Raw genomic sequence first — 19906 nt, 5'->3', positions numbered from 1 at the left:
TCCGGCACACTGGCTCGCCTGTGTGAAGACTCTGTCACAATGGCCCCAGGACCTCCGGGACGCGCCGCGCCTGAGGCCCTCAAAACCAATGGGTTCGAGGGGAGGCGGCGGAATCCTGAGAATGTGACGGGAATGTCACATATCGGGAATTCCGGGTGACGGAACCGTCAGATAGATCCGCCTCGTCCTTTTTGGGGACCAAACCTGAAACCAACATGAAACAACTGACCCATGCCCTGCGGATCGCCCTTCCGGTCGTGATGATCGGAACCGCTCACGCTGAGACCGCGCAGTCCGAGTCCTCGATTTTGGAATCCATCAATCAGGGGGACTGGTGCGAGTGGCTTTCGAACAAGCCCGGCACACTCTACAAAAATCCGGAGAATCCGTTCATCCAGGAGTTCGGCGTCTTCGGTCGGCTTCAATGGCAGGCGGCCTACATCTGGGGTGATGATGTCAATGGCTACGAGTTCGGAGACGACTACACGGAGTTCCGGCGTGCCCGACTCGGAGCGTCGCTGAAGTTTCTGCAGTATTTCCAGTTGAAGGCGAACGTGAACGTGGTGAGCGACCAACGCCCCTCGGGCGGTTCGCTCGGGTGGGGTTACGAGGACTTCGACGAGGCCCTTCTGATCTTCAATGCCAAGAAGGCCTTCGGTATCGACGGATTGGACTCGCTCGACATCGCCTACGGCCGCTTCAAGTTCGTGCTCGGATCCGAGGCCCGGGAGTCTTCCAAGAAATTGCTGACGGTCGAGCGGTCCAGCATCGCCAACAAGGTCTTCAACAGCTACCGGGTGACCGGCCTTGGCCTCGAGGCGACACGCGGTCCGTGGGAGATGGTGGCCCGGATCTACAGCACCGATGCCAGCGTGACCGGTGGCAATGTCGAGATGCTGGGTGGATGGAACGATGGCCTGGCCTTTTATCTCGGCCTTGGATACTCGCCCACCGATGAGTGGTCCTTTTACTGGGACTTCATCTACAATGATGCGGACGTGACCAGCGGGGAGGACAGCTTGTTTGCCTACAACTGGGCCACCGTCTTCACCGCCGCCTACTCACAGGGCCGGTGGGGGGTCAATACCGACTACTACCTGGGCGACAACGGGGACTTGCGGAACGGCCAGGGGAACCGGAATCGCCAGGGGAACTTCTGGGGGGCGGTCATCATGCCCTACTACTGGGTGGTCGAGGACAAGGTCCAGTTCGTGGTCCGCTACCAATACCAGGGTTCTTCGGAGCGGCAGGGCATCCGCACCTACAGCCGCTACTTCCGCCGCAACCACGGACCGACCGTCAACGTTGCCGGCGGTCGTGGCGACACGCACCAGACGCTCTACGCCGGAGTCAACTGGTTGCTCTGCGGTCACAATCTCAAGGTCCAGGCCGGACTTGAGTATGACTGGCTGAATGCCCCGCAAGTGGGTACGACCGGCGAGGCCGATGCTCTCACGGCATGGTTCGCCTTCCGCAGCTATTTCTGATCCCGCCTGCGAGCCCCATCCCGGCGGCCGCGCCGCGCATCGCGCGGAACCGCCGGGTGACGGGTTCGACAGGGTCCGCCCGCCCTCTGAGTGACGGCTCCGTCACCAAGCGCGGGTGGGCAAGAGCAGCATCATTTCCCATCTCTCTTCCGCGCCTACCCGCGCACCTCAAACACGACATCACTAGTTACCACAAGCACATGAAATCCATTGCTACCGGCATCCTCGCCGCAAGTCTCGCCACCGCCACCGCCACCGCCGCGGAGTCGCATCTCGACCCCGATCTCGCCGTCTACGAGCCCGTGTCGGGCGTGGCCGGCAGTCTGACATCGGTCGGGTCTGACACGCTCAACAACCTGATGACCTTCTGGGCCGAGGGCTTCAAAAAGGCCTACCCGAACGTCACGATCTCGATCGAGGGCAAGGGTTCATCCACGGCGCCCCCGGCCTTGATGGAAGGCACCTCGCAGTTCGGTCCGATGAGCCGCCCGATGAAGGCGGAGGAGATCGATGCCTTCGAAAAGAAGTTCGGCTACAAGCCGACCGAGGTGAGGGTCGCCATCGACGCGCTCGCGGTGTTCGCCCACAAGGACAACCCGATCAAGGGTCTCAGCCTCAAGCAGGTCGACGGCATCTTCTCGAGCACCCGCAAGCTGGGCGGCGAGGACATCAAGGAGTGGGGCCAGCTCGGCCTCGATGCCTGGAAGGGACGCTCGATCTCCCTCTATGGCCGCAATTCCGCCTCCGGCACCTACGGATTCTTTCAGGAGCACGTGCTCGGCAAGGGCGACTACAAGGCGACCGTGAAGGAGCAGCCGGGATCCTCGGCGGTGGTCCAGGGCGTGGGTGGCGACCTCTACGCGCTCGGCTACTCGGGCATCGGCTACAAGACCTCGGGGGTGCGCACCGTGCCGCTTTCCACCGAGGGCGGTGAGTTCTACGACGCGACCTACGAACACGCGCTTTCCGGTGACTACCCGCTGGCGCGCTTCCTCCTCGTGTATGTGAACAAGAAGCCGGGCGAGCCGCTGCCAAAGGCCCCGCTCGAGTTCCTCAAGTTCGTCCTTTCCAAGGAAGGCCAGGCGATCGTGGAGAAGGACGGCTACTTCCCGATGCCGGCGGAGCTGGCCGAGGAGGTCGTCACCTCCCTCTCGAAATAATCACGGATTGACCCCGAGCCCGTCCGTGGGCAGCAAGACCGCGACCAGGTTGTCACCTGGGTGGGATTGCCCCGCGGCGGGCTCTTCCCTTGATTGCCGCGACCCGCGATGAGTCCGACCAAGTCTCCAGAGCCCGATCCCCAGCGATTCGAGGTGTCCAAGGGCACCCTGCTGCTCGATCGGGCGATGACCCACCTGATCCGGGTGGGCGGTCTGGCGGTGATTCTGGCAGTCTTCGGAATCTTCTTCTTCATTCTCAAGGAGATCATCCCGCTGTTCTCGAAGGCCGAAGTCGAGGTTGAGGCCTTGATGGAGGCCCCGGGGCCGGAGAACTCCAACAGCAACTCGCTGGCCCTGGGTGTGGATGAGTGGGGAGAGAAGCCCTTTCTCTATCAGGGCGGGTCGGCAATCACGATTGTCGATGTCGAGACCGGCGCTCGCGAGATACTGCCGGTCCCAATGCTCGAGGGCGTCGAAGTCACGGCGGTCTCGTCCGATCCGGTGAAGCGGCGCATTGCCGTCGGCACGGCGGATGGCCGGGTGGGATCGTTCGTCGTCACCTACGGCGCGGAGTTCGATGAGGAAGGGCGGCGCACGGTGGTCCCGTCGGTGGAGGAGGAGCCGTGGTTCGAGGTGGAGGAGGGTGCCGGACCGGTCAGGGAGCTTGCCTACGGTGAAGGCGGAAGCCGGCGCATCGTGGTGGTCGCCCGGGATCTGGGCACGAGTCTCATCGAACTCCGGCAGAAGCGGGGGCTCATCGGTGGTGAAAAGCTGACCCGCGCCGGAGAGACCGCGGTTGGGGATCAACTCGGCTCGGACGTGAGTTCGGTGGTGGCTTCCAACAACGGCAAGGAGGCGCTGATCGCGACGCAGTCGGGGGCGGTTTATTACTTTTTGATCGACGGCGGCGAGGCCGTCCTGAAGCAGACCTTCAAGCCCTTCGATGGCGATCCGCCGGTGCAGATGGATTACCTCTTCGGCGGCGTGTCGGTCGCCATGACCGATGCCAGTGGTGACCAGAAGATCTTCAGCCTGTTCCGCCCCGAGGGCTCGGTCGACCGCCTGTTCGGCCAGATCAAGGAGTTTGCTCCAGTGGGGGCCGGACTGCCGATCTTCGCGCCGAGCCTGCGCAACAAGAGCTTCCTCACCGGTGCCGGCGGACGGCTCTCGCTGCGCCACCTGACCTCCGGCGAGACCCGCTGGGAGGGCGAGGCATCCTTCGAGCCGGTGGCGGCCGCCATCGACGGAAAAACCGAGCACTTCTTCATCGCCGGTGCCGAAGGACAGATCCAGCGCTACACCTTCGACGACCCCCACCCGGAGTCCGGCTGGACCGCGTTCTTCGGAAAGGTCTGGTACGAGGGTGGCTCGGAACCGGTCTATCAGTGGCAGTCGACCGGAGGCTCCGACGACTTCGAGCCCAAGCTTTCCCTGGTCCCGCTGATCATCGGCTCGCTGAAGGGCACCTTCTACGCCCTGCTGTTCTCGGTTCCCGTGGCCCTGCTCGCCGCGGTGTTCTCGGCGTCGTTCCTTCCCCACGACATGAAGAAGGTGGTCAAGCCGGCGATGGAGATCATGGCTTCTCTTCCTTCGGTGGTGCTGGGATTCCTCGCCGGCATCTGGCTGGCACCCATCATCGAGGACAAGATCCCCTCCATCCTTCTGGTCTGCCTGTCCTTGCCGGTCGCGGCGCTCCTGATGGGTGTGATCTGGTGCCGCCAGCCGATGCAGGTCCGGCGCTGGCTGGAGGGGGGACGGGAGTGGATGGTCATGGTGCCGGTCGTTCTCGGGGTTTCGTGGGCGGCCTGGTCGCTGGGTCCCCTCCTCGAAAGGCTCGCCTTCGTTTACGAGGACCCCGCGACGGGGCGTGCCATCGCCGATTTCCGGCTCTGGTGGCCGCAGGCGACCGGTCTTTCCTACGACCAGAGGAACTGCGTCGTGGTCGGCTTCATGATGGGCTTCGCCGTGATTCCCGTCATTTTCACCATTTCGGAGGATGCCCTCTCGAATGTTCCCAAGACCCTGACCGCGGCGTCGTCGGCGCTCGGGGCCAGCCGTTGGCAGGTGGTCCGCTCGATCATCATTCCGGTGGCTTCGCCGGGCATCTTCTCCGCGCTCATGATCGGGTTCGGCCGCGCGGTCGGGGAGACCATGATCATGGTCATGGCGACCGGAAACACGCCGGTGACCGAGTGGAACATCATGAATGGCATGCGCACGCTGGCGGCGAACATCGCCGTCGAGCTCCCCGAAGCGGCACCCGGCTCGACCCACTACCGGACCCTGTTCCTCGGTGCCCTTGTCCTCTTCGTCCTCACCTTCACGCTCAACTCCGTCGCCGAGATCCTGCGCCAGCGGCTGAGGGAGAAGAACAAGCTCGTCTGAACCAACCATGGCGAAACCACCCAAAGCATTCGCGACGACCGGGCGCTCCCGCAAGGGGGAGCCGCTGGTGTGGCTTACCGCGCTCGGCCTCACGCTGGGTGTGCTGATGACCCTGTGGCTGCTCGGTCTCGTGGTTTACAAGGGTTGCCAGACTTTCTGGCCCGACCGGCTGCAGGTCTTCGAGGTGAAGACCGACTCGGGAACCGAGAAGGTGGCCGGCTACGAGGTGCTGGACCGCGATCGCCGGGATGGCGACGGAAACCTCCATCACGAAGTGCAGCTGTTTCGCGGGAACGTGGAGTTGTACGGCGAGAAGTTCGTGTTTCTCGACTCGTCCAGCATCGTGAGTCGCGAGCAGGCCGATGACCTGCTGCTCGTCGAGCGTCTCGCAGGCGGCAACGTGATCGGCCGGGCCAAGGCGATCGAGCTGGCCGACGGCAGCAGGATGGGCCCGGAGGATCCGTCCTTCGAGGACGAGCTTGAAGCCCTGATCGAAGTCAACGAGGACCGCCGCGACGAATTGCGGGACGTGGAGAAGTTCCAGATCGGCAAGAACTCGAAGCGGATCAAGGAACTCGAGCTTAAGAAGCGGCTGATCGCGGATGGCAAGGTTGGGGGATCCATTCCGGAGATCGATGCGGAGCTGGAGAAGCTCCAGGCGGAGTACGAGGAACTGTTCGCCGAGAAGGTGAAGATCGAGGAACTCATGAAGGCCCGGCACCTCTACATCGAGGCGGTCGATGGAAGGGAGATCGTCATCTCCGGAGAAAGCCTGCTGCACGTTCTGAGGCCGAACGAGGTGGGTTTCTTCGGGCGCCTTGGCGAGATGCTTCGGCGGATCTGGAATTTCCTCACCATGGACCCCCGCGAGGCGAACACCGAGGGAGGCGTCTATCCGGCCATTTTCGGAACGGTGATCATGACCATCGTCATGAGCCTCTTCGTTACGCCCTTCGGGGTGATCGCGGCGATCTACCTGCGCGAATACGCCAAGCAGGGTCCGTTCGTCCGCGCGGTCCGGATCTCGGTCAACAACCTGGCCGGGGTGCCGTCCATCGTCTTCGGCGTCTTCGGCCTGGCGTTCTTCATCTACTTCGTCGGCGGCGTCGTCGACGGCGTCTTCTTCCCCAACGCGGAGGAGCCGGTTTACAAGAGTGGCGGGATCCTGTGGGCATCGCTGACTCTGGCCCTGCTCACCGTGCCGGTGGTCATCGTCGCGACCGAGGAAGCCCTGGCCGCCGTGCCGCGCGGAGTCCGCGAGGCGGCCCTGGCCTGCGGGGCCTCGAAATGGCAGGCCATCCAGCGGGTGGTGCTCCCGGCCTCGCTGCCCGGGATTCTCACAGGTGTGATTCTCGCCATGGCCCGGGGGGCGGGGGAGGTGGCGCCCCTGATGCTGGTCGGCGTGGTCAAGAGCGCGCCCGACCTTCCGATCGACGTGACCGCGCCCTTCATCCATCCGGAGCGGCAGTTCATGCACCTCGGCTTCCACATCTACGACCTCGGCTTTCAGTCGCCCGATTCGGAGGCGGCGAAGCCGATGGTCTTCGCGACCACCCTGCTCCTGATCACCATCGTGGTGGTAATGAACCTGGCGGCCATCATCATCCGCAACCGCCTCCGCAAGAAGTACGCCACCAGTAGTTTCTGATGCCCCGCGAAGATTTCATCGCCGTCGACAAGTTCAGCTTCTTCTACGGGGAGAAGCAGGCGCTGCATGACATCGACATGGCGATTCCCCAGCAGGAGGTGACCGCGCTGATCGGGCCGTCCGGCTGCGGCAAGTCGACCCTGCTGCGAAACATGAACCGGATGAACGACCTGATCGAGGGGGTGCGTCACCGGGGCGACATCCGGCTGAACGGGAAGAGCCTCTACGACCCCAGGATCGAGGTGATTTCCCTGCGCAAGCGGGTCGGCATGGTGTTCCAGAAATACAATCCCTTCGCCAAGACGGTCTACGAGAACGTCATCTTCAGCCTCCGGGTCGCGGGCCGCAACAAGAAGAAGGAACTCGACGAGGTGGTCGAGCGTTCGCTGCGCTCCGCCGCCCTGTGGGACGAGGTGAAGGACCGGCTCCACGACAGCGCCTTCGGGCTGTCCGGCGGGCAGCAGCAGCGGCTCTGCATCGCGCGGGCGATCGCGAACCAGCCGGAGATCCTGTTGATGGACGAGCCGTGCGCGGCGCTGGACCCGACCGCGACGCTCAAGATCGAATCGCTGATCCGGGACCTGAAGTCCCAGTTCACGATCGTCATCGTGACCCACAACATGGAGCAGGCGTCCCGCTGCTCGGATCGCACGGCATTCCTTTACATGGGGCGCCTGGTTGAATACGGCCCCACCAAGCAACTCTTTGAGAATCCCAGCGAGGAGGATACCGAGGCCTACATTTCGGGGAGATTCAGCTGATGCATGAGATGGTGACCACTGCCGACAGAATTGACGAGAGGGTGAGCCAAGCCGCCGTCGAGGTGAGGGACGTGGACTTTTGCTACGGCTCCTCGCTGGCGCTGGAAGACATCTCTTTCGACATTCCAAGCAGCCAGATCGTCGCCTTCATCGGTCCCTCGGGCTGCGGCAAATCGACGCTGTTGCGCTGTTTCAACCGGATGAACGATCTGGTCCCGGGCGCCCGGGTGACCCGCGGAACGATTCACATCGACGGGGTCGAGATCCACAGCCCGGAGGTCGATCCGGTCGAGCTTCGCCGACGCATCGGGATGGTCTTCCAGAAGAGCAACCCCTTTCCCCGCTCGATCTACGAGAATGTCGCCTACGGACCGCGACTGACCGGCGTGAAGGACAAGGGCGAGCTGGACGGGATCGTGGAGTCCGCGCTTCGCGGCTCGGCCCTCTGGGACGAGGTCAAGGACCGGCTCGAGGAGAGCGCCTTCGGCCTTTCCGGAGGACAGCAGCAGCGCCTTTGCATCGCCCGCACCATCGCGGTGAAGCCGGAGATCGTCCTGATGGACGAACCCTGTTCGGCCCTCGACCCGGTGGCGACCGCCAAGGTCGAGGAGTTGATCCTTGAGTTGAAGAAGAACTACACGATCGTCATCGTGACGCACAACATGCAGCAGGCCAGAAGGGTGTCCGACCAGACGGCGTTCTTCTACCTCGGAAAGCTGATCGAATACGGCGAGACCTCGCGGATTTTCTCGAACCCGGAGCGAGTCGAGACCGAAGACTACATCACCGGCCGGTTCGGCTGAACCAGAAGACACACCCTAACATGGAATCGAAATCACCCCACATCATCCGCGAGTTCGACGCGGCCTTCAACTCGCTGGGGAACACCGTCAGCGTGATGGCCGGTCAGACCCGTCTCAACCTCGAGCGGGCGGTCTCCGGGCTCATGACCCGCGACCTCGACCTGTGCCGGGCGGTCATCGCCGATGATGACGACGTCGACGAGGCGGAGCGCAAGATCGACGCCGCGGGCCTCGACATCCTCGTGCGCTTTCATCCGGTGGCGACCGACCTGCGGAAGGTGATCAGCTCGATGAAGGTCGCGGCCGCACTCGAGCGAATCTCCGACCACGCGGTGAACATTTCCAAGCGGGCGAAGAAGATGCTGCAGAAGCAGGAAGTGCCCGAAACGCAGTTGATCGAACCGGTCTACACGATTGCCGACGGAATTCTCAAGGACGCCTTCCTCGCCTACACCGACCGCAACGGCTCGCTCGGCGCGTCGCTGCGCGAGCGGGACCTGGAACTGGACCGGGCCCACAAGCGGGTCATCGGCACCCTGAGCGAGCGCATCGAGCAGGGCGGGGACACGACGGAGGCCTACCTGCACCTGATCTTCGTCGTGCGCTCCCTGGAAAGGGTCGGCGACCTGGCGGTGAACATTGGCGAGGACGCCGTGTTCCTCGACCGGGCCGAGGACATCCGCTACGCCAGAAAGCGGGCTGCCGAGATCCAGGACGAGGATCCGGACCTGTAGCCGATCGCCGAAGGCGGCCGGACTTCAGACAAGAGCTGAATTTCAATCTTGGCAGCCCCGGGGTGTCTGCTAATTTCCCGGGCAATCTGGGAAAGGAGATGGAGAGCACGCTGAATCGTTCGGTTCTGGTTCTCAATCGCTTCTGGCAGCCGGTTTCCACCTGCTCCGCGAAGCGGGCGCTGAAGCTTCTCTGCCTGGGCCACGCCCAGGTGCTCCAGACCGAGGGCGAGGCCAAATTCCAGACCCACGATTTCCAGAGTTGGCTCGAGTATTCGGCCACCGGCGCAGTCGGCGAAGTGATCCGCTCGGTCCGCATCGCGCTCGGGGTTCCACGGATCGTGATCCTCTCCGTCTTCGACAAGTACCCGCGGCTGGAAGTGCGCCTGACCCGCCGCAACGTCTTTCTCCGGGATCAGTTCACCTGTCAGTATTGCGCGAAGGAATTTCCCGAGCCGGAGCTGAATCTGGATCACGTGCTGCCCCGGGCCCGCGGCGGTGAGATGACCTGGGAAAACATCGTCACCTCGTGCATCCGCTGCAACACGCGCAAGGCCAACAAGCTCCCGAAGGATGCCAACATGCATCCGCTGCGAAAGCCGGCGACTCCCCGCTGGCGGCCGGTGTTCGGACTCCGGGGCTATCACGGAACCCCGCACGAGAGCTGGAGCCATTTCCTCGAACCCGACCGCAAGGCCGTCAAACTCTCCGCCTGAGGTCCGGGCATGGCCGAAGAAAAGTGGATTTGTCCCGGGTGTGGCGCCGAACTCCGCGTGGGAGTGAAGGGTTGCCCGACTTGCAGCAAGCCGTCCCGCCGCCGCAAGCCGAAGGCGGCGAAAGTCCGGCGGTCCTGGGAGCAGGAAGCCGCCCACGACGGCCTCGACCTGCCCGACGACGACTTCGACTACGATGATTTCGTGAAAAGGGAATTCGGGAAGGCTCCTCACCGCCGGGTGCCGATCCGGTGGTACTGGTGGCTGACCGCCGTGGTCCTTCTGGTCCTGATGGCTTGGGCGGGCGGACGCCTTTTCTAAGCTCGTCAGGGACTCAGGCGAAGGCTTTGCGGAGAAGCTCGAGGCTCTTCGGGATCGCCGTGAGCGGGTCTTCCTTGCCTTCAAATTCCAGGGACACGTAGCCCGAGAAGCCGGCCCCGCGGAGGATCTTCGCGATCCGAGGATAATCGAGATCGAGGGTGTACCAGACGCCACCGCCAAAGTAGGTCTTGGCCTGCAGCAGGACGGTTTCCGGTGCCAGCATGGCGAGGCGGTCGTAGGGGTCCTCAAGGAAATTGCCGGTGTCGAGGGTGACCCGGAGCCACGGCGAATCGACCGCGTCGACCACCCGTTGGACCCCTTCCGGAGTCACACCGAGCCCCCAGTGGTTCTCGAGGCCGAGCACGACCCCGCATTTCTCGGCGACCGGCACGATCTTCTCGTAGGCGTCGATCACCCAGCCGAAGGCCTCTTCCTCGGTGTTGCCCTCCAGCGGTTCTTCGACCCCCCGCTTGGCCATCAGGTCGTTGAAGTCCTTCGAGGTGCCCCAGGTGCCGGAATTCACCCGCATGGTGGGAATGCCGAGGGCGTGGGCCTGCTCGATGCACTCGATGGTGTGGTCGATGTTGCTTTGCCGCTTGTCCTTGTCCGGCGAGAGGAAGCCCTGGTGGGTGGAGTAGCCCATCAGGTCGAGGCCGTTGACAAAGGCGTGGCGCTTGAGCTTCTGCAGGGTGGCGTTGTCGGTCTCGACAAGCTGCCGCTGGAGAATCTCGAAGCCGTCGAAGCCCATCCTTGCCGCGTGATCGAGACAGACGTGCAGGTCGCGGAAGTCGTCGCGCCGGAAGCCCCAGAAGGAATACGAGGAAACGCCGATCGGATTCGCGGAGCGCAGCGGTCGGGCGGCGGGCGGCGCGTCTTCGGCACGGGCCGAAAGTGGAAGCGCAGCGAGGGAGGCGGTGCTGAGGAAGTGGCGGCGTTTCATTCGATTTCCAGTCGGTAGCGGCGGAGGGAGGGGTCGACCTGCCGGGACCAGGCATCGATCCCGCCTTCGATGGCGCGGGTGTTCTTCAATCCGTGTCCCTGAAACCACGAACAGTGATCAAGCACGTGTCGACCGGTGTGGTCGTAAAGCAGGATGGCGCGCCCGGGATCGCCGGCGAAAAGCTTCTGCTGCAGTTCCCCGGTCATGAACTCCGAGCCGGGAATGGCCACGGCCTCGTGCTCTTCGCGGGTCCGGGTGTCGACCAGCAGCGGCGGTTCGTCTGAGCGGAGGGCTTCGTCGGCCTCGACGGCGGAGACCAGCATCGCCTGATCGTGGCGGTGGCTTTCCAGCAGGTGCGCGAGCATTTCGTCCGGATCCAGCTCCCCCGATCGGCGGGCGAGTTGGGCCAGCGTTTCTTCCGGCGGGAACCCGCAGCTCTGGCAGCCACCGAGGTGATAGCGCGCGAACAGCGCACGCCGGGCACCGGGAAGGGCCTCGAGGATCGCGCCCATCGGCGTGTCGGGGGTGAGCGTGGTCGGATCCATGGCGGGAAGTATCGACACGCTGCGGAAAATGAAAAGAACCGCGTCGATCCCCGGGAGAGGGAGAAAGGCCGGGATCGATTTTCGTCTGTCGCCGGGGCGGGGTGGGCGATACCGTCGGCCCGACGATGCTCAAGCCCAAGTCACCCGACGAACCGAAGATCTACCTGCTGCCGAACCTGATGACGGCGGGAAATCTGGCGTGTGGGTTCTTTGCGGTGCTCAGCATCTTCAACGGCATTCTCGAGGCGACCGGGCAGGATGGGGGGTACGCCTTTGCCCTCGCCAAGCCGTACTACGAACGGGCCATTCTGTTGATCTTCGGCTCCTGCATCTTCGACCTGCTCGACGGCCGCCTGGCGCGACTCGGGGGCAAGGAGTCTCCCTTTGGTCGGGAGTTCGACTCGTTGGCCGACGTCATCTCCTTCGGCATGGCGCCTTCGCTGTTGATGGCCAAGGCGGTGCTGTTCCCGCTCGACTCCGTGGTCGAGGGCCTGGGATGGGTCCTGGCCTGCATCTACGTGCTCTGCGGGGCGATCCGGCTCGCCCGCTTCAACTGCCTGGCCGCCATGCCGCAGAGGGATCCGGAAGACCACGACTTCCGCGGGATTCCCATCCCGATGGCGGCCGGCTTCATCTCCTCGCTGACCTTCCTCATCATCTACCTCGAGGACACCGACCGCGATCTGGGCGCCTGGAAATTCGTGATCGCCGGCGCGATGCTCGGGCTTTCGTTCCTGATGATCAGCGATGTCCGGTATCCGAGTTTCAAAAAGGTCGACTGGCGGACCCGGGCGACCCCCATGCTCATCGTCATCGTCGCCGTGGTGATCGTCGCCACCGTGCGCTACCGCTACATCATGCCGGTGGTGCTTTTCAGCGCCTACCTCGTCTACGGGCTGCTGGTGCGGCCCTTCCTTTCGAAGAAACTTCGAAAAGAAATTGAAGAAGTGAATCCCCCTGACGTCGAAGGAGAGGAAATCCAGTGAAAAACTTTTAAAAAGTTTTTGATCAAGGTTTCCTAATCATTTACGTTCGGCATTGTGAGGGGGACAACGGTACTTTGGCGGCTGTGGCTGATCGTGGTGGTGGGGCTCGTGTTGACGGCCCCGGCCCACGCGGCGCGGTTCTCGACGGTGATCATTGATCCCGGGCACGGAGGCAAGGACAAGGGGGCCTACTGGGGCGGGGTGCGTGAGTCGCATCTGAACCTGAAGGTCGCCACCAAGCTGGAGTCGCTGCTCAAGCGCCGGGGGATCCGCACCGTGATGACGCGCCGCAGCGATGTTTTCGTCTCGCTCCCGCGTCGGGCGCAGATCGCCAACCGTTACCGCCATGCGGTTTTCGTCAGCATTCATTTCAACGCCTCGACCAACACCGCGATCAAGGGCGCGGAGACCTACTACTGGGGCAATACCGGCCGGATGATCGCCGGGGCGATCCAGCGGCGACTGCCGGCCAGGTGCCAGGTTCGCAACCGCGGGATCCGGCGCCACGGTTTTACCGTGCTGGTCCAGACCCGCTGCCCGGCGGTGCTCGTCGAGTGCGGCTTCATCAGTAACTCACGCGAGCGCATGCGCTGCTCGACCCAGTGGTACCAAGAAACCGCCGCCCGGGCGATCTACGACGCACTGATGGCCTGTCGATGAGGTGGCCGTGCCAAAGGTAGTTCCCTTGTGGAGCCTTCTTTGTGCTCGTCGTGGGCAAGGATCATGGCTCGGCGTTCGTTGCCCGCCCGCAGCGGGCCGGGTTCGCCGTGCGGGAGATCCCGTGGCAGAGTCGGCGGGTCGGATCGGCCGACGATGCTCCTCCCCCTCGAATCCAATGGACCTTTCAATCAATCGTTTGACAGGTCGGAGGACCCGCCTAACATGGCCGCCATGAGCGGAAGAGTGGCGGGAAAGAGTGCGGGATCGGCGACCCGGCGAAAGTTGATTGAAGCGGCGGAGCAGCTTTTTTCCGAAAAAGGCTTTGAGCGGGTGTCGGTGCGGGACGTCACCGAGCGGGCCGGGGCCAACGTGGCGGCGGTGAATTACCACTTCGGCAGCCGCGAGGCGCTGGTCGAGCAGGTGATGGCGCGTTACATCAATCCCGTGAACGAGGAGCGGGTGGCGCGCCTCGACGTTCTCGAACGCAAGACCGGCTCCAAGGCCGTGCCGCTCGAGGAGTTGCTCGATGCCTTCATCCGGCCATTCGCCACCCAGGTCCGGCGCAGCGAGCTGTCGGAGCAGCTTTTCTACAAATTGATGGGGCGGATTTTCGGCGCCCATGCGTCCAAGCTGCCGGAGACCGTCGAGCGCGGATTCGAAGAGATGCTGACCCGCTTCCGCAAGGCGTTCGCCAAGGCGCTCCCCGAGCTGGACCAGGAGGAGCTGGTGTGGAGGATTCATTTCACGGTCGGGGCGATGATTCACACGATGGCCCATGGCGAGGCCTTGTATCGGGTCAGCGAAGGGGCCTCGGGCCAGCCCTCGATGGAGAGCACGCTGTCGAGATTCGTCCGCTACGCCGCTGCCGGGATGCGGCAGGGCATCGAGGCGCCGGCGCCGAAGTCGGGACCCAACGAGGAGTTCTTGTTTTGAGGCCGATCGTATGGTTGGCGACCGGGCTGTTGATGTCCGGCTGCATGCTCATGCCACCTGCGTCGCGCATCGACGAGGCCGGGCAGGCACCCGGGGCGTGGTCGGCGACCAAGCAGGGGAAGGCCGGCATCGACGATGACTGGGTGGGGCGGTTCGGTGGCCGGGAGGTAAAGAAGCTCGTCGCCGAGGCCTACGCGGCGAACGGCGACCTACGGGCGGCAGCGGCCCGGGTGGAGCGGGCGGCGGCGGTGGCCAAGGGGGCCGGTGCCGCCGCGAGGCCGCAGTTGACGGCGGGCGGGAGCGCCAATCGCGACGCCCGGAATTTCATCGGATTTCCGATCGGCAACGCGGGTGGGGGTCAGGGGGTCCAGCGCGTGATCAACAACACCTACGGCGCGCAGCTCGCACTGTCGTGGGAGATCGATCTCTGGGGGCGCGTGAGAGCGGGTGAGCAGGCGGCGTTGGCCGATCTTCAGGCACAGGGAAACCTCTACCGCGGTAGCCGTGCCTCGCTCGCCGCCCAGGTCGTGCGAAGCTGGTTGCTGGTCTGCGAGATCAACGGGCAGATCGTGCTGGCCGAGGAGGCGCTCCGGACGCGAATGGACACGGCCGAGTTGGTCCGCGGGCGTTTCGAACGCGGCGCCGGTGAGGGCCAGGCAAGTGGCTCGCAACTGCGGCTTGCCGAGACCGATGTCGAGACGGCGAAGGCCGCGCTCGAGGCGAGGAAAGGGGAGAAGGATCAGGCGGTCCGCCAGTTGGAGATCCTGCTCGGGCGGTATCCCTCGGCGGAGCTTGTCGGTCGTTCGACGCTGCCCGGTGTGAAGTCCATGCCGCCTGCGGGGCTGCCCTCGGAGCTGCTGCTCCGGCGGCCGGACATCCTCGCCGCCGAGCGACGCCTAGCCGCGGCGGGTCGCCGGCGCGACGAGGCCTTCCTGGCCTTCTTTCCGAGCTTCTCGCTGACCGCGACGGCTGGCCAGAGCACGGACCAACTGCGGAACATTTTCGACAGCGCCTACGGGGTGTGGTCCATCGCGGGTCAGGCGGCCCAGCCCATTCTGCAGGGCGGGCGGCTGAAGTCCCAGCTCGAGGCCCGCGGCGCGGAGGAGCGCGAAGCGCTGGCGGACCTCCAGCAGACCGTGCTCAGGGGTTTCGGAGAAGTGGAGACGGCGCTGGCGGCGGATCGCTACCTGGCGGCGCGGGTGACGGCGATCGACTCGGCCTTTGAAATGGCGAGGGACGGGGCGGAGTCCGCACGGCGGGATTTCACCCTGGGCACCGGCGACGTGCTCACGCTGCTGGCCTCGGAAAACCGGAGGATCGAGCTGGCGAGCCAGCGGCTGACCCTGCGCCGGTTGCGGCTGGAGAACCGGGTCAACCTTCACCTTGCCCTCGGCGGGGATTACACCATCTAACATCATGGAAGAATCAGAACACGAAGTGGTCGACGAGACGCGGCGGAGCGGCGCGATTCATGCGGTGCTGTCATTCGTGATCGCGCTCGGGCTGCTGGTGCTCGGGGTGGTGGCGGTGATCCTGTTCGTCCTCACCAAACCCGAGGCCGAGAAGAAGGCCGAGGTCGAGCTGGTTCCCACCGTGGTGGCACGGCCGGTGTCGAGCGGCAGCCACCGGGTGAGCATCCGCACCCAGGGCGTGGTCAGCAGCGTGCGGGAGGTGTCGATCGCCGCCGAGGTCGGCGGCCGGGTGGTGTCGATCGATGCCGAGCTGATCGAAGGAGGCGTGGTGAAGAAGGACCAGGTGCTGGTGCGGATCGATCCTGCCGACTACGAGGCGGCGCTGGCCCGGGCCGAGGCCGGGCTCGCCGATGCCCGGCTCGCGCTCGCGCAGGAGCAGGCGCTGGCCGAGCAGGCGGCGCTCGACTGGAAGAAGCTCGGTCGGGGCGAGCCCGGGGACCTGGTGCTGAGAAAACCGCAGATCGTCGCCGCGGAGGCCCGGATCGGCTCGGCGAAGGCGGAGGTGGAGCGGGCGCGCCGGGACCTTGAGCGGACGACGATCAAGGCTCCATTCGCCGCACGGGTCCGCAAGGCTCATGTCGAGGAAGGCGCGGTGGTCGCGCCCGGCACGCCGGTGGCGGAATTGTTCTCGGCTTCCGAACTGGAGGTGAGGCTTCCCTTTCCTCTGGAGGATTTCGGATATCTGGAGCCGGAGGGTTCCCCGGAGATTGTGCTGACGGCATCGATCGGCGGCCGCGAGCAGCGGTGGACGGCGGTGCTCGACCGGGTGGAAGGCGAGGTCGAGCGCTCGACCTTGTCCGGGTTCGGAATCGCGAAAGTGATGCCCGAAGCCTCCGGGGAGCTTCCCCCGGTGGGCCTTTTTGTGGACGCCGAAGTGCCCGGGACGATGCTGGAGGATGTCGTCGAGTTGCCGCGCTCGGCGGTGCGCGGGGCCGGCGAGGTGTGGGTGGTCGCGGATGGTCGGTTGGTCAAACGCCGGGTGACGATCCTGCGCGCCGAACGCGAACGATTGGTCGTCCGCGGGGACTTTCAAGAGGGGGACCAGCTCGTGCTCACACGGCTGGCAGCGCCGCTGGTGGGCATGAAGGTGGAGGTGGCGCCGCCGAACGGCGACGGGTCGGCCGAAGCCTCGACGGACTGATCACATGAAGGGTGCCGTCCAATGGTTCAGCCGGAACCACGTCGCAGGAAACTTCCTGATGCTGGCGGTCCTGCTCGCCGGGTTCTCGTCGTGGTACCAACTGCGCAAGGAGATCTTCCCCGAGCTGGCGATCGACGCGGTGCTGGTCACCATTCCCTATCCGAACGCGACCCCGGTGGAAGCCGAGCGCGGGGTCAACGTGCCGGTCGAGGAGGCGGTGGCGGACCTGACCGGGATCAAGAAGATCCGCTCCACCGCCGCCCAGAACATCGGCACGGTCACCATCGAGGCCGAGACCGGCTACGATGTGAGGGACCTGCTCGACAACGTGAAGAGCCGGGTGGACGCGATCGACAACTTCCCCGAGGAGGCGGAGAAGCCGGTGATCGAGGAGATCGTGGTCAAGAACCCGGTGCTGAAGATCGCGATCACCACCGAGGGGGAGGCCGACGAGATGACGATGAGCCGCCTGGCCGAGCAGATCCGCGACGACCTGCTGGTGTACGAACCACGGCCGCCGGAAGGCGTCTTCGATTTCCTGGCGAATCTGTTCGCGGGAAAACCCGGGCTTTCGCAGGTCGAGGTCTCGGGCACGCGGGATTACGAGCTGTCGATCGAGGTCTCCGACGTGAAGCTGCGCGAGCTCGGGCTGAGCCTTGCCCAGGTGGCGGATGCGGTGCGCCGCAGCTCGGTGGATCTGCCCGGCGGATCGATCCGGACGGAGGGGGGCGAACTCATCCTGCGGGCACTCGGGAAGCGCTTCACCGCGGACGAGTTCCGGACCGTGCCGGTCGCCACCCGGGCGGATGGCTCGCAGATCCTGCTCGAGGAGGTGGCGACGGTGGTGGACGGTTTCGAGGATGTGGATCTGGTCACCCGCTTCGACAGCCGTCCCGCCGTGTTGGTCAACGTCTTCCGCGTCGGCAACGAGGACACCCTGCGCCTGGTCAAGCTGGTCGATGAATACATCGAAGACTCGGCGAGCCGGCTGCCGGAGGGAGTGGTCCTGTCCATCTGGAACGACCAGAGCGAGTATCTGGAGGGACGCCTGAACCTGCTGGCCAAGAACGCCGGCTTCGGGCTTCTCCTGGTGCTGCTGGTGCTGGCGTTGTTCCTCCGCCCGTCGCTGGCCTTGCTCGTGGCGCTCGGCATTCCGGTGTCGTTCGCCGGCGGGCTTTGGCTGATGCCGATGCTCGGGATTTCGATCAACATGATCTCCCTGTTCTCCTTCATTCTGGTGCTCGGGATCGTGGTCGATGACGCCATCGTCACCGGCGAGAACGTGTATTCCCGCATCCAGCGGGGCGAGCACCCGCAGATCGCGAGTTGGAAGGGCACGCACGAGGTCGGCACGGTGGTGGTGTTCGGGGTTCTGACCACCATGGTGGCCTTCACGCCGATGCTCGGCCTGAGCGGTGTCAGCGGAAAAATCTGGCCGAACATCCCGCTGGTCGTCATTCCCACCCTCGCCTTCTCGCTGCTGCAGTCGAAGTTCGTGCTGCCGGCCCACCTCGCCCTGCTCGCGCCGCATCGTGCCGAGGAACCGCGCAATCCGATCTTCAGGCTGCAGCGTTCGGTGGCCAACGGACTCGAGCGCTTCGTTCACAAGATCTACCAGCCGTTCCTGGGACGCTGCCTGCGGTGGCGCTACGTGACCGTCGCCGCGTTCGTCGCCCTGTTCTTCGCGACCGTCGGCTATGTCGCGGGCGGCCGGATGAAGTTCAAGTTCTTCCCGGATGTCGAGGGCGACGTGGTTTCGGCCAAGTTCGAGCTCGGGCTGGGGGCGCCGTTTTCCGACACCGAGCGGGTGGCCCGCCGGATCGAGGCGGCGGCCGAGGCGGCGGCAGCCCACTTCCGGGAAAAGGAGGGCAGGGAGATCCTGCGACACTATCTGACCAGTGCCGGCAGCCAGCCCTTCATCACCAGCTTTGCCCCGTCCGGCCCGCCCACCGCCACGCACCTGGGTGAAGTGACCCTCGAGCTGACGCCTTCGGCCGAGCGGACGGTGGGTTCCGACGAGTTCATCGATCTCTGGCGCGAAAAGATGGGCGAGATTCCGGGGCTGGCGGTGCTGTCCGTGACGACCGAAACGGCGGGCGGCGGCAACGCGATCGACCTCAACCTGACAGGGCAGGACCTGGAGCAGTTGCGGAAGGCGACCGAATGGGTGAAGCAACGCCTCGGGGAGTTCGAGGGAGTGGTGGAAATCTCGGACTCCGACCGGGTCGGCAAGGACGAACTGCGGCTGCTTCGGCTGACGCCGGCCGGGCGGGCGGCGGGTCTGACCCTCCAGGAGGTCGCGGCACAGGTTCGCGCGGCCTTCTACGGCGACGAGGCCCAGCGCCTGCAGCGCGGGCGCGACGAGGTGAAGGTGATGATCCGCTTTCCGGAGCCCGACCGCCGGACGCTCAACTCGCTCGAGCAGATGAAGATCCGGACCCGGCTCGGCGACGAGCTGCCCTTCGCCCAGGTGGTCGAGTATGACTTCGGTCGCGGCCCGGCGGTGATCAATCGCACCGACCGGCGGAGGTCGATCCAGATCACGGCGGATACCGTTGGCGAAACGAATGGCACGCAGGTTTCCAGCGCGCTGGAGGCCGACACGCTCTCGCAGTTGTCGTCCCGATATCCGGGCGTCAGTTATGCCTTCGAGGGTGAGCAGAAGGACCAGGCCGACAGCGTGCGCGAGATCGGCATCGGCTTTCTCGGTGCGCTGGTGATCATGTATGTCCTGATCGCGATTCCGCTGAAGTCCTACTGGCAGCCGCTCATCATCATGTCGGTGATTCCCTTCGGCATCATCGGCGCGATCGGCGGGCACGTGCTGCTCGGGATGAACCTCTCGATCATGTCGATGTGCGGGCTGGTGGCGCTGGCGGGGGTGGTGGTGAACGACTCGCTGGTGCTGGTGGACTACGTCAACCGCCACCGCGACGAGGCACCGATCCGCCAGGCGGCGGTGATTGCCGGAGGGCGGCGGTTCCGGGCGATCATTCTGACCTCGCTCACCACCTTTGCCGGACTGATGCCGATGCTCTTGGAAACCGACATGCAGGCGCGGTTCCTGATCCCGATGGCGGTCTCGCTCGGTTTCGGAATCCTCTTTGCGACCTTCATCACCCTGCTGATGGTCCCGTGCATTTACCTGATACTCGAGGACGTGCGCGAGCTGTTCGCGAAGAAGCGGGCGCGCGGGTGATGGCGATTCGATAGATCGCCG

17 protein-coding genes are annotated in these 19906 nt (G+C 64.7%); 15 read left to right on the top strand and 2 right to left on the bottom strand.

Going from position 1 to position 19906, the window contains the following annotated elements:
- The first annotated feature begins 215 nt into the window (after window positions 1-215).
- The 9 genes from ACG2LG_RS14195 to ACG2LG_RS14155 all read left to right on the top strand — a co-directional run bounded on the left by ACG2LG_RS14195 (window position 216) and on the right by ACG2LG_RS14155 (window position 10009).
- Window positions 216-1487, top strand: coding sequence for a porin (locus tag ACG2LG_RS14195; protein ID WP_396260013.1), 1272 nt, complete (start codon window positions 216-218; stop codon window positions 1485-1487).
- A 200-nt stretch (window positions 1488-1687) separates the two neighbouring features.
- Window positions 1688-2647, top strand: a complete 960-nt coding sequence (locus ACG2LG_RS14190) for a PstS family phosphate ABC transporter substrate-binding protein (RefSeq protein ID WP_396260011.1) — start codon at window positions 1688-1690, stop codon at window positions 2645-2647.
- A gap of 108 nt (window positions 2648-2755) precedes the next feature.
- Window positions 2756-5032: an ABC transporter permease subunit gene (locus ACG2LG_RS14185; RefSeq protein WP_396260010.1), complete on the top strand. Its 2277-nt coding sequence runs from the start codon at window positions 2756-2758 to the stop codon at window positions 5030-5032.
- A 7-nt stretch (window positions 5033-5039) separates the two neighbouring features.
- Window positions 5040-6680, top strand: coding sequence for a phosphate ABC transporter permease PstA (gene pstA, locus ACG2LG_RS14180; RefSeq protein ID WP_396260009.1), 1641 nt, complete (start codon window positions 5040-5042; stop codon window positions 6678-6680).
- Window positions 6680-7441 carry a phosphate ABC transporter ATP-binding protein PstB gene (gene pstB / locus ACG2LG_RS14175; protein WP_396260007.1) on the top strand — a complete coding sequence of 254 codons (762 nt, stop codon included), beginning with the start codon at window positions 6680-6682 and terminating at the stop codon, window positions 7439-7441. The genes pstA and pstB (ACG2LG_RS14175) overlap by 1 nt, the downstream gene beginning before the upstream one ends.
- A gap of 8 nt (window positions 7442-7449) precedes the next feature.
- Window positions 7450-8244 (top strand): phosphate ABC transporter ATP-binding protein PstB, encoded by a 795-nt coding sequence (gene pstB / locus ACG2LG_RS14170; protein ID WP_396260051.1) that lies wholly within the window; start codon window positions 7450-7452, stop codon window positions 8242-8244.
- A gap of 20 nt (window positions 8245-8264) precedes the next feature.
- The gene (gene phoU, locus ACG2LG_RS14165) at window positions 8265-8978 is read left to right on the top strand and encodes a phosphate signaling complex protein PhoU (protein ID WP_396260005.1); all 714 of its coding nucleotides are present in this window, start codon (window positions 8265-8267) and stop codon (window positions 8976-8978) included.
- A gap of 98 nt (window positions 8979-9076) precedes the next feature.
- Window positions 9077-9691, top strand: coding sequence for an HNH endonuclease (locus ACG2LG_RS14160; RefSeq protein ID WP_396260004.1), 615 nt, complete (start codon window positions 9077-9079; stop codon window positions 9689-9691).
- Between the two features lie 9 nt (window positions 9692-9700).
- Window positions 9701-10009, top strand: coding sequence for a hypothetical protein (locus ACG2LG_RS14155; RefSeq protein WP_396260003.1), 309 nt, complete (start codon window positions 9701-9703; stop codon window positions 10007-10009).
- Between the two features lie 13 nt (window positions 10010-10022).
- Here ACG2LG_RS14155 and ACG2LG_RS14150 read toward each other — a convergent pair whose 3' ends face one another.
- Window positions 10023-10949: a sugar phosphate isomerase/epimerase family protein gene (locus ACG2LG_RS14150; RefSeq protein ID WP_396260001.1), complete on the bottom strand. Its 927-nt coding sequence runs from the start codon at window positions 10947-10949 to the stop codon at window positions 10023-10025.
- Window positions 10946-11494 (bottom strand): rhodanese-like domain-containing protein, encoded by a 549-nt coding sequence (locus ACG2LG_RS14145; RefSeq protein WP_396259999.1) that lies wholly within the window; start codon window positions 11492-11494, stop codon window positions 10946-10948. The genes ACG2LG_RS14150 and ACG2LG_RS14145 overlap by 4 nt, the downstream gene beginning before the upstream one ends.
- 125 nt (window positions 11495-11619) lie before the next feature.
- On the opposite strand from ACG2LG_RS14145, the gene pssA reads away from it, so the two are divergent.
- From pssA to ACG2LG_RS14115, 6 genes are all read left to right on the top strand, one after another.
- Window positions 11620-12480, top strand: coding sequence for a CDP-diacylglycerol--serine O-phosphatidyltransferase (gene pssA, locus ACG2LG_RS14140; RefSeq protein WP_396259998.1), 861 nt, complete (start codon window positions 11620-11622; stop codon window positions 12478-12480).
- 54 nt (window positions 12481-12534) lie between these two features.
- Entirely contained in the window at window positions 12535-13140 is a 606-nt protein-coding gene (locus tag ACG2LG_RS14135) for an N-acetylmuramoyl-L-alanine amidase (RefSeq protein WP_396259996.1), read from the top strand.
- 231 nt (window positions 13141-13371) lie between these two features.
- Window positions 13372-14073 carry a TetR/AcrR family transcriptional regulator gene (locus ACG2LG_RS14130; RefSeq protein WP_396259995.1) on the top strand — a complete coding sequence of 234 codons (702 nt, stop codon included), beginning with the start codon at window positions 13372-13374 and terminating at the stop codon, window positions 14071-14073.
- Window positions 14070-15485: an efflux transporter outer membrane subunit gene (locus tag ACG2LG_RS14125; protein WP_396259993.1), complete on the top strand. Its 1416-nt coding sequence runs from the start codon at window positions 14070-14072 to the stop codon at window positions 15483-15485. The genes ACG2LG_RS14130 and ACG2LG_RS14125 overlap by 4 nt, the downstream gene beginning before the upstream one ends.
- 4 nt (window positions 15486-15489) lie before the next feature.
- Entirely contained in the window at window positions 15490-16686 is a 1197-nt protein-coding gene (locus tag ACG2LG_RS14120; RefSeq protein WP_396259992.1) for an efflux RND transporter periplasmic adaptor subunit, read from the top strand.
- A gap of 4 nt (window positions 16687-16690) precedes the next feature.
- On the top strand, window positions 16691-19885 hold the full coding sequence (locus ACG2LG_RS14115) for an efflux RND transporter permease subunit (protein WP_396259990.1): 3195 nt from the start codon (window positions 16691-16693) through the stop codon (window positions 19883-19885).
- The last annotated feature ends 21 nt before the right edge of the window (window positions 19886-19906 follow it).

Source organism: Haloferula sp. A504, assembly GCF_044385805.1.
Taxonomy (GTDB): domain Bacteria; phylum Verrucomicrobiota; class Verrucomicrobiia; order Verrucomicrobiales; family Akkermansiaceae; genus Haloferula.
Note: the sequence above shows the minus strand (reverse complement) of the source record. Positions and strands in the feature narration are given on the sequence as shown.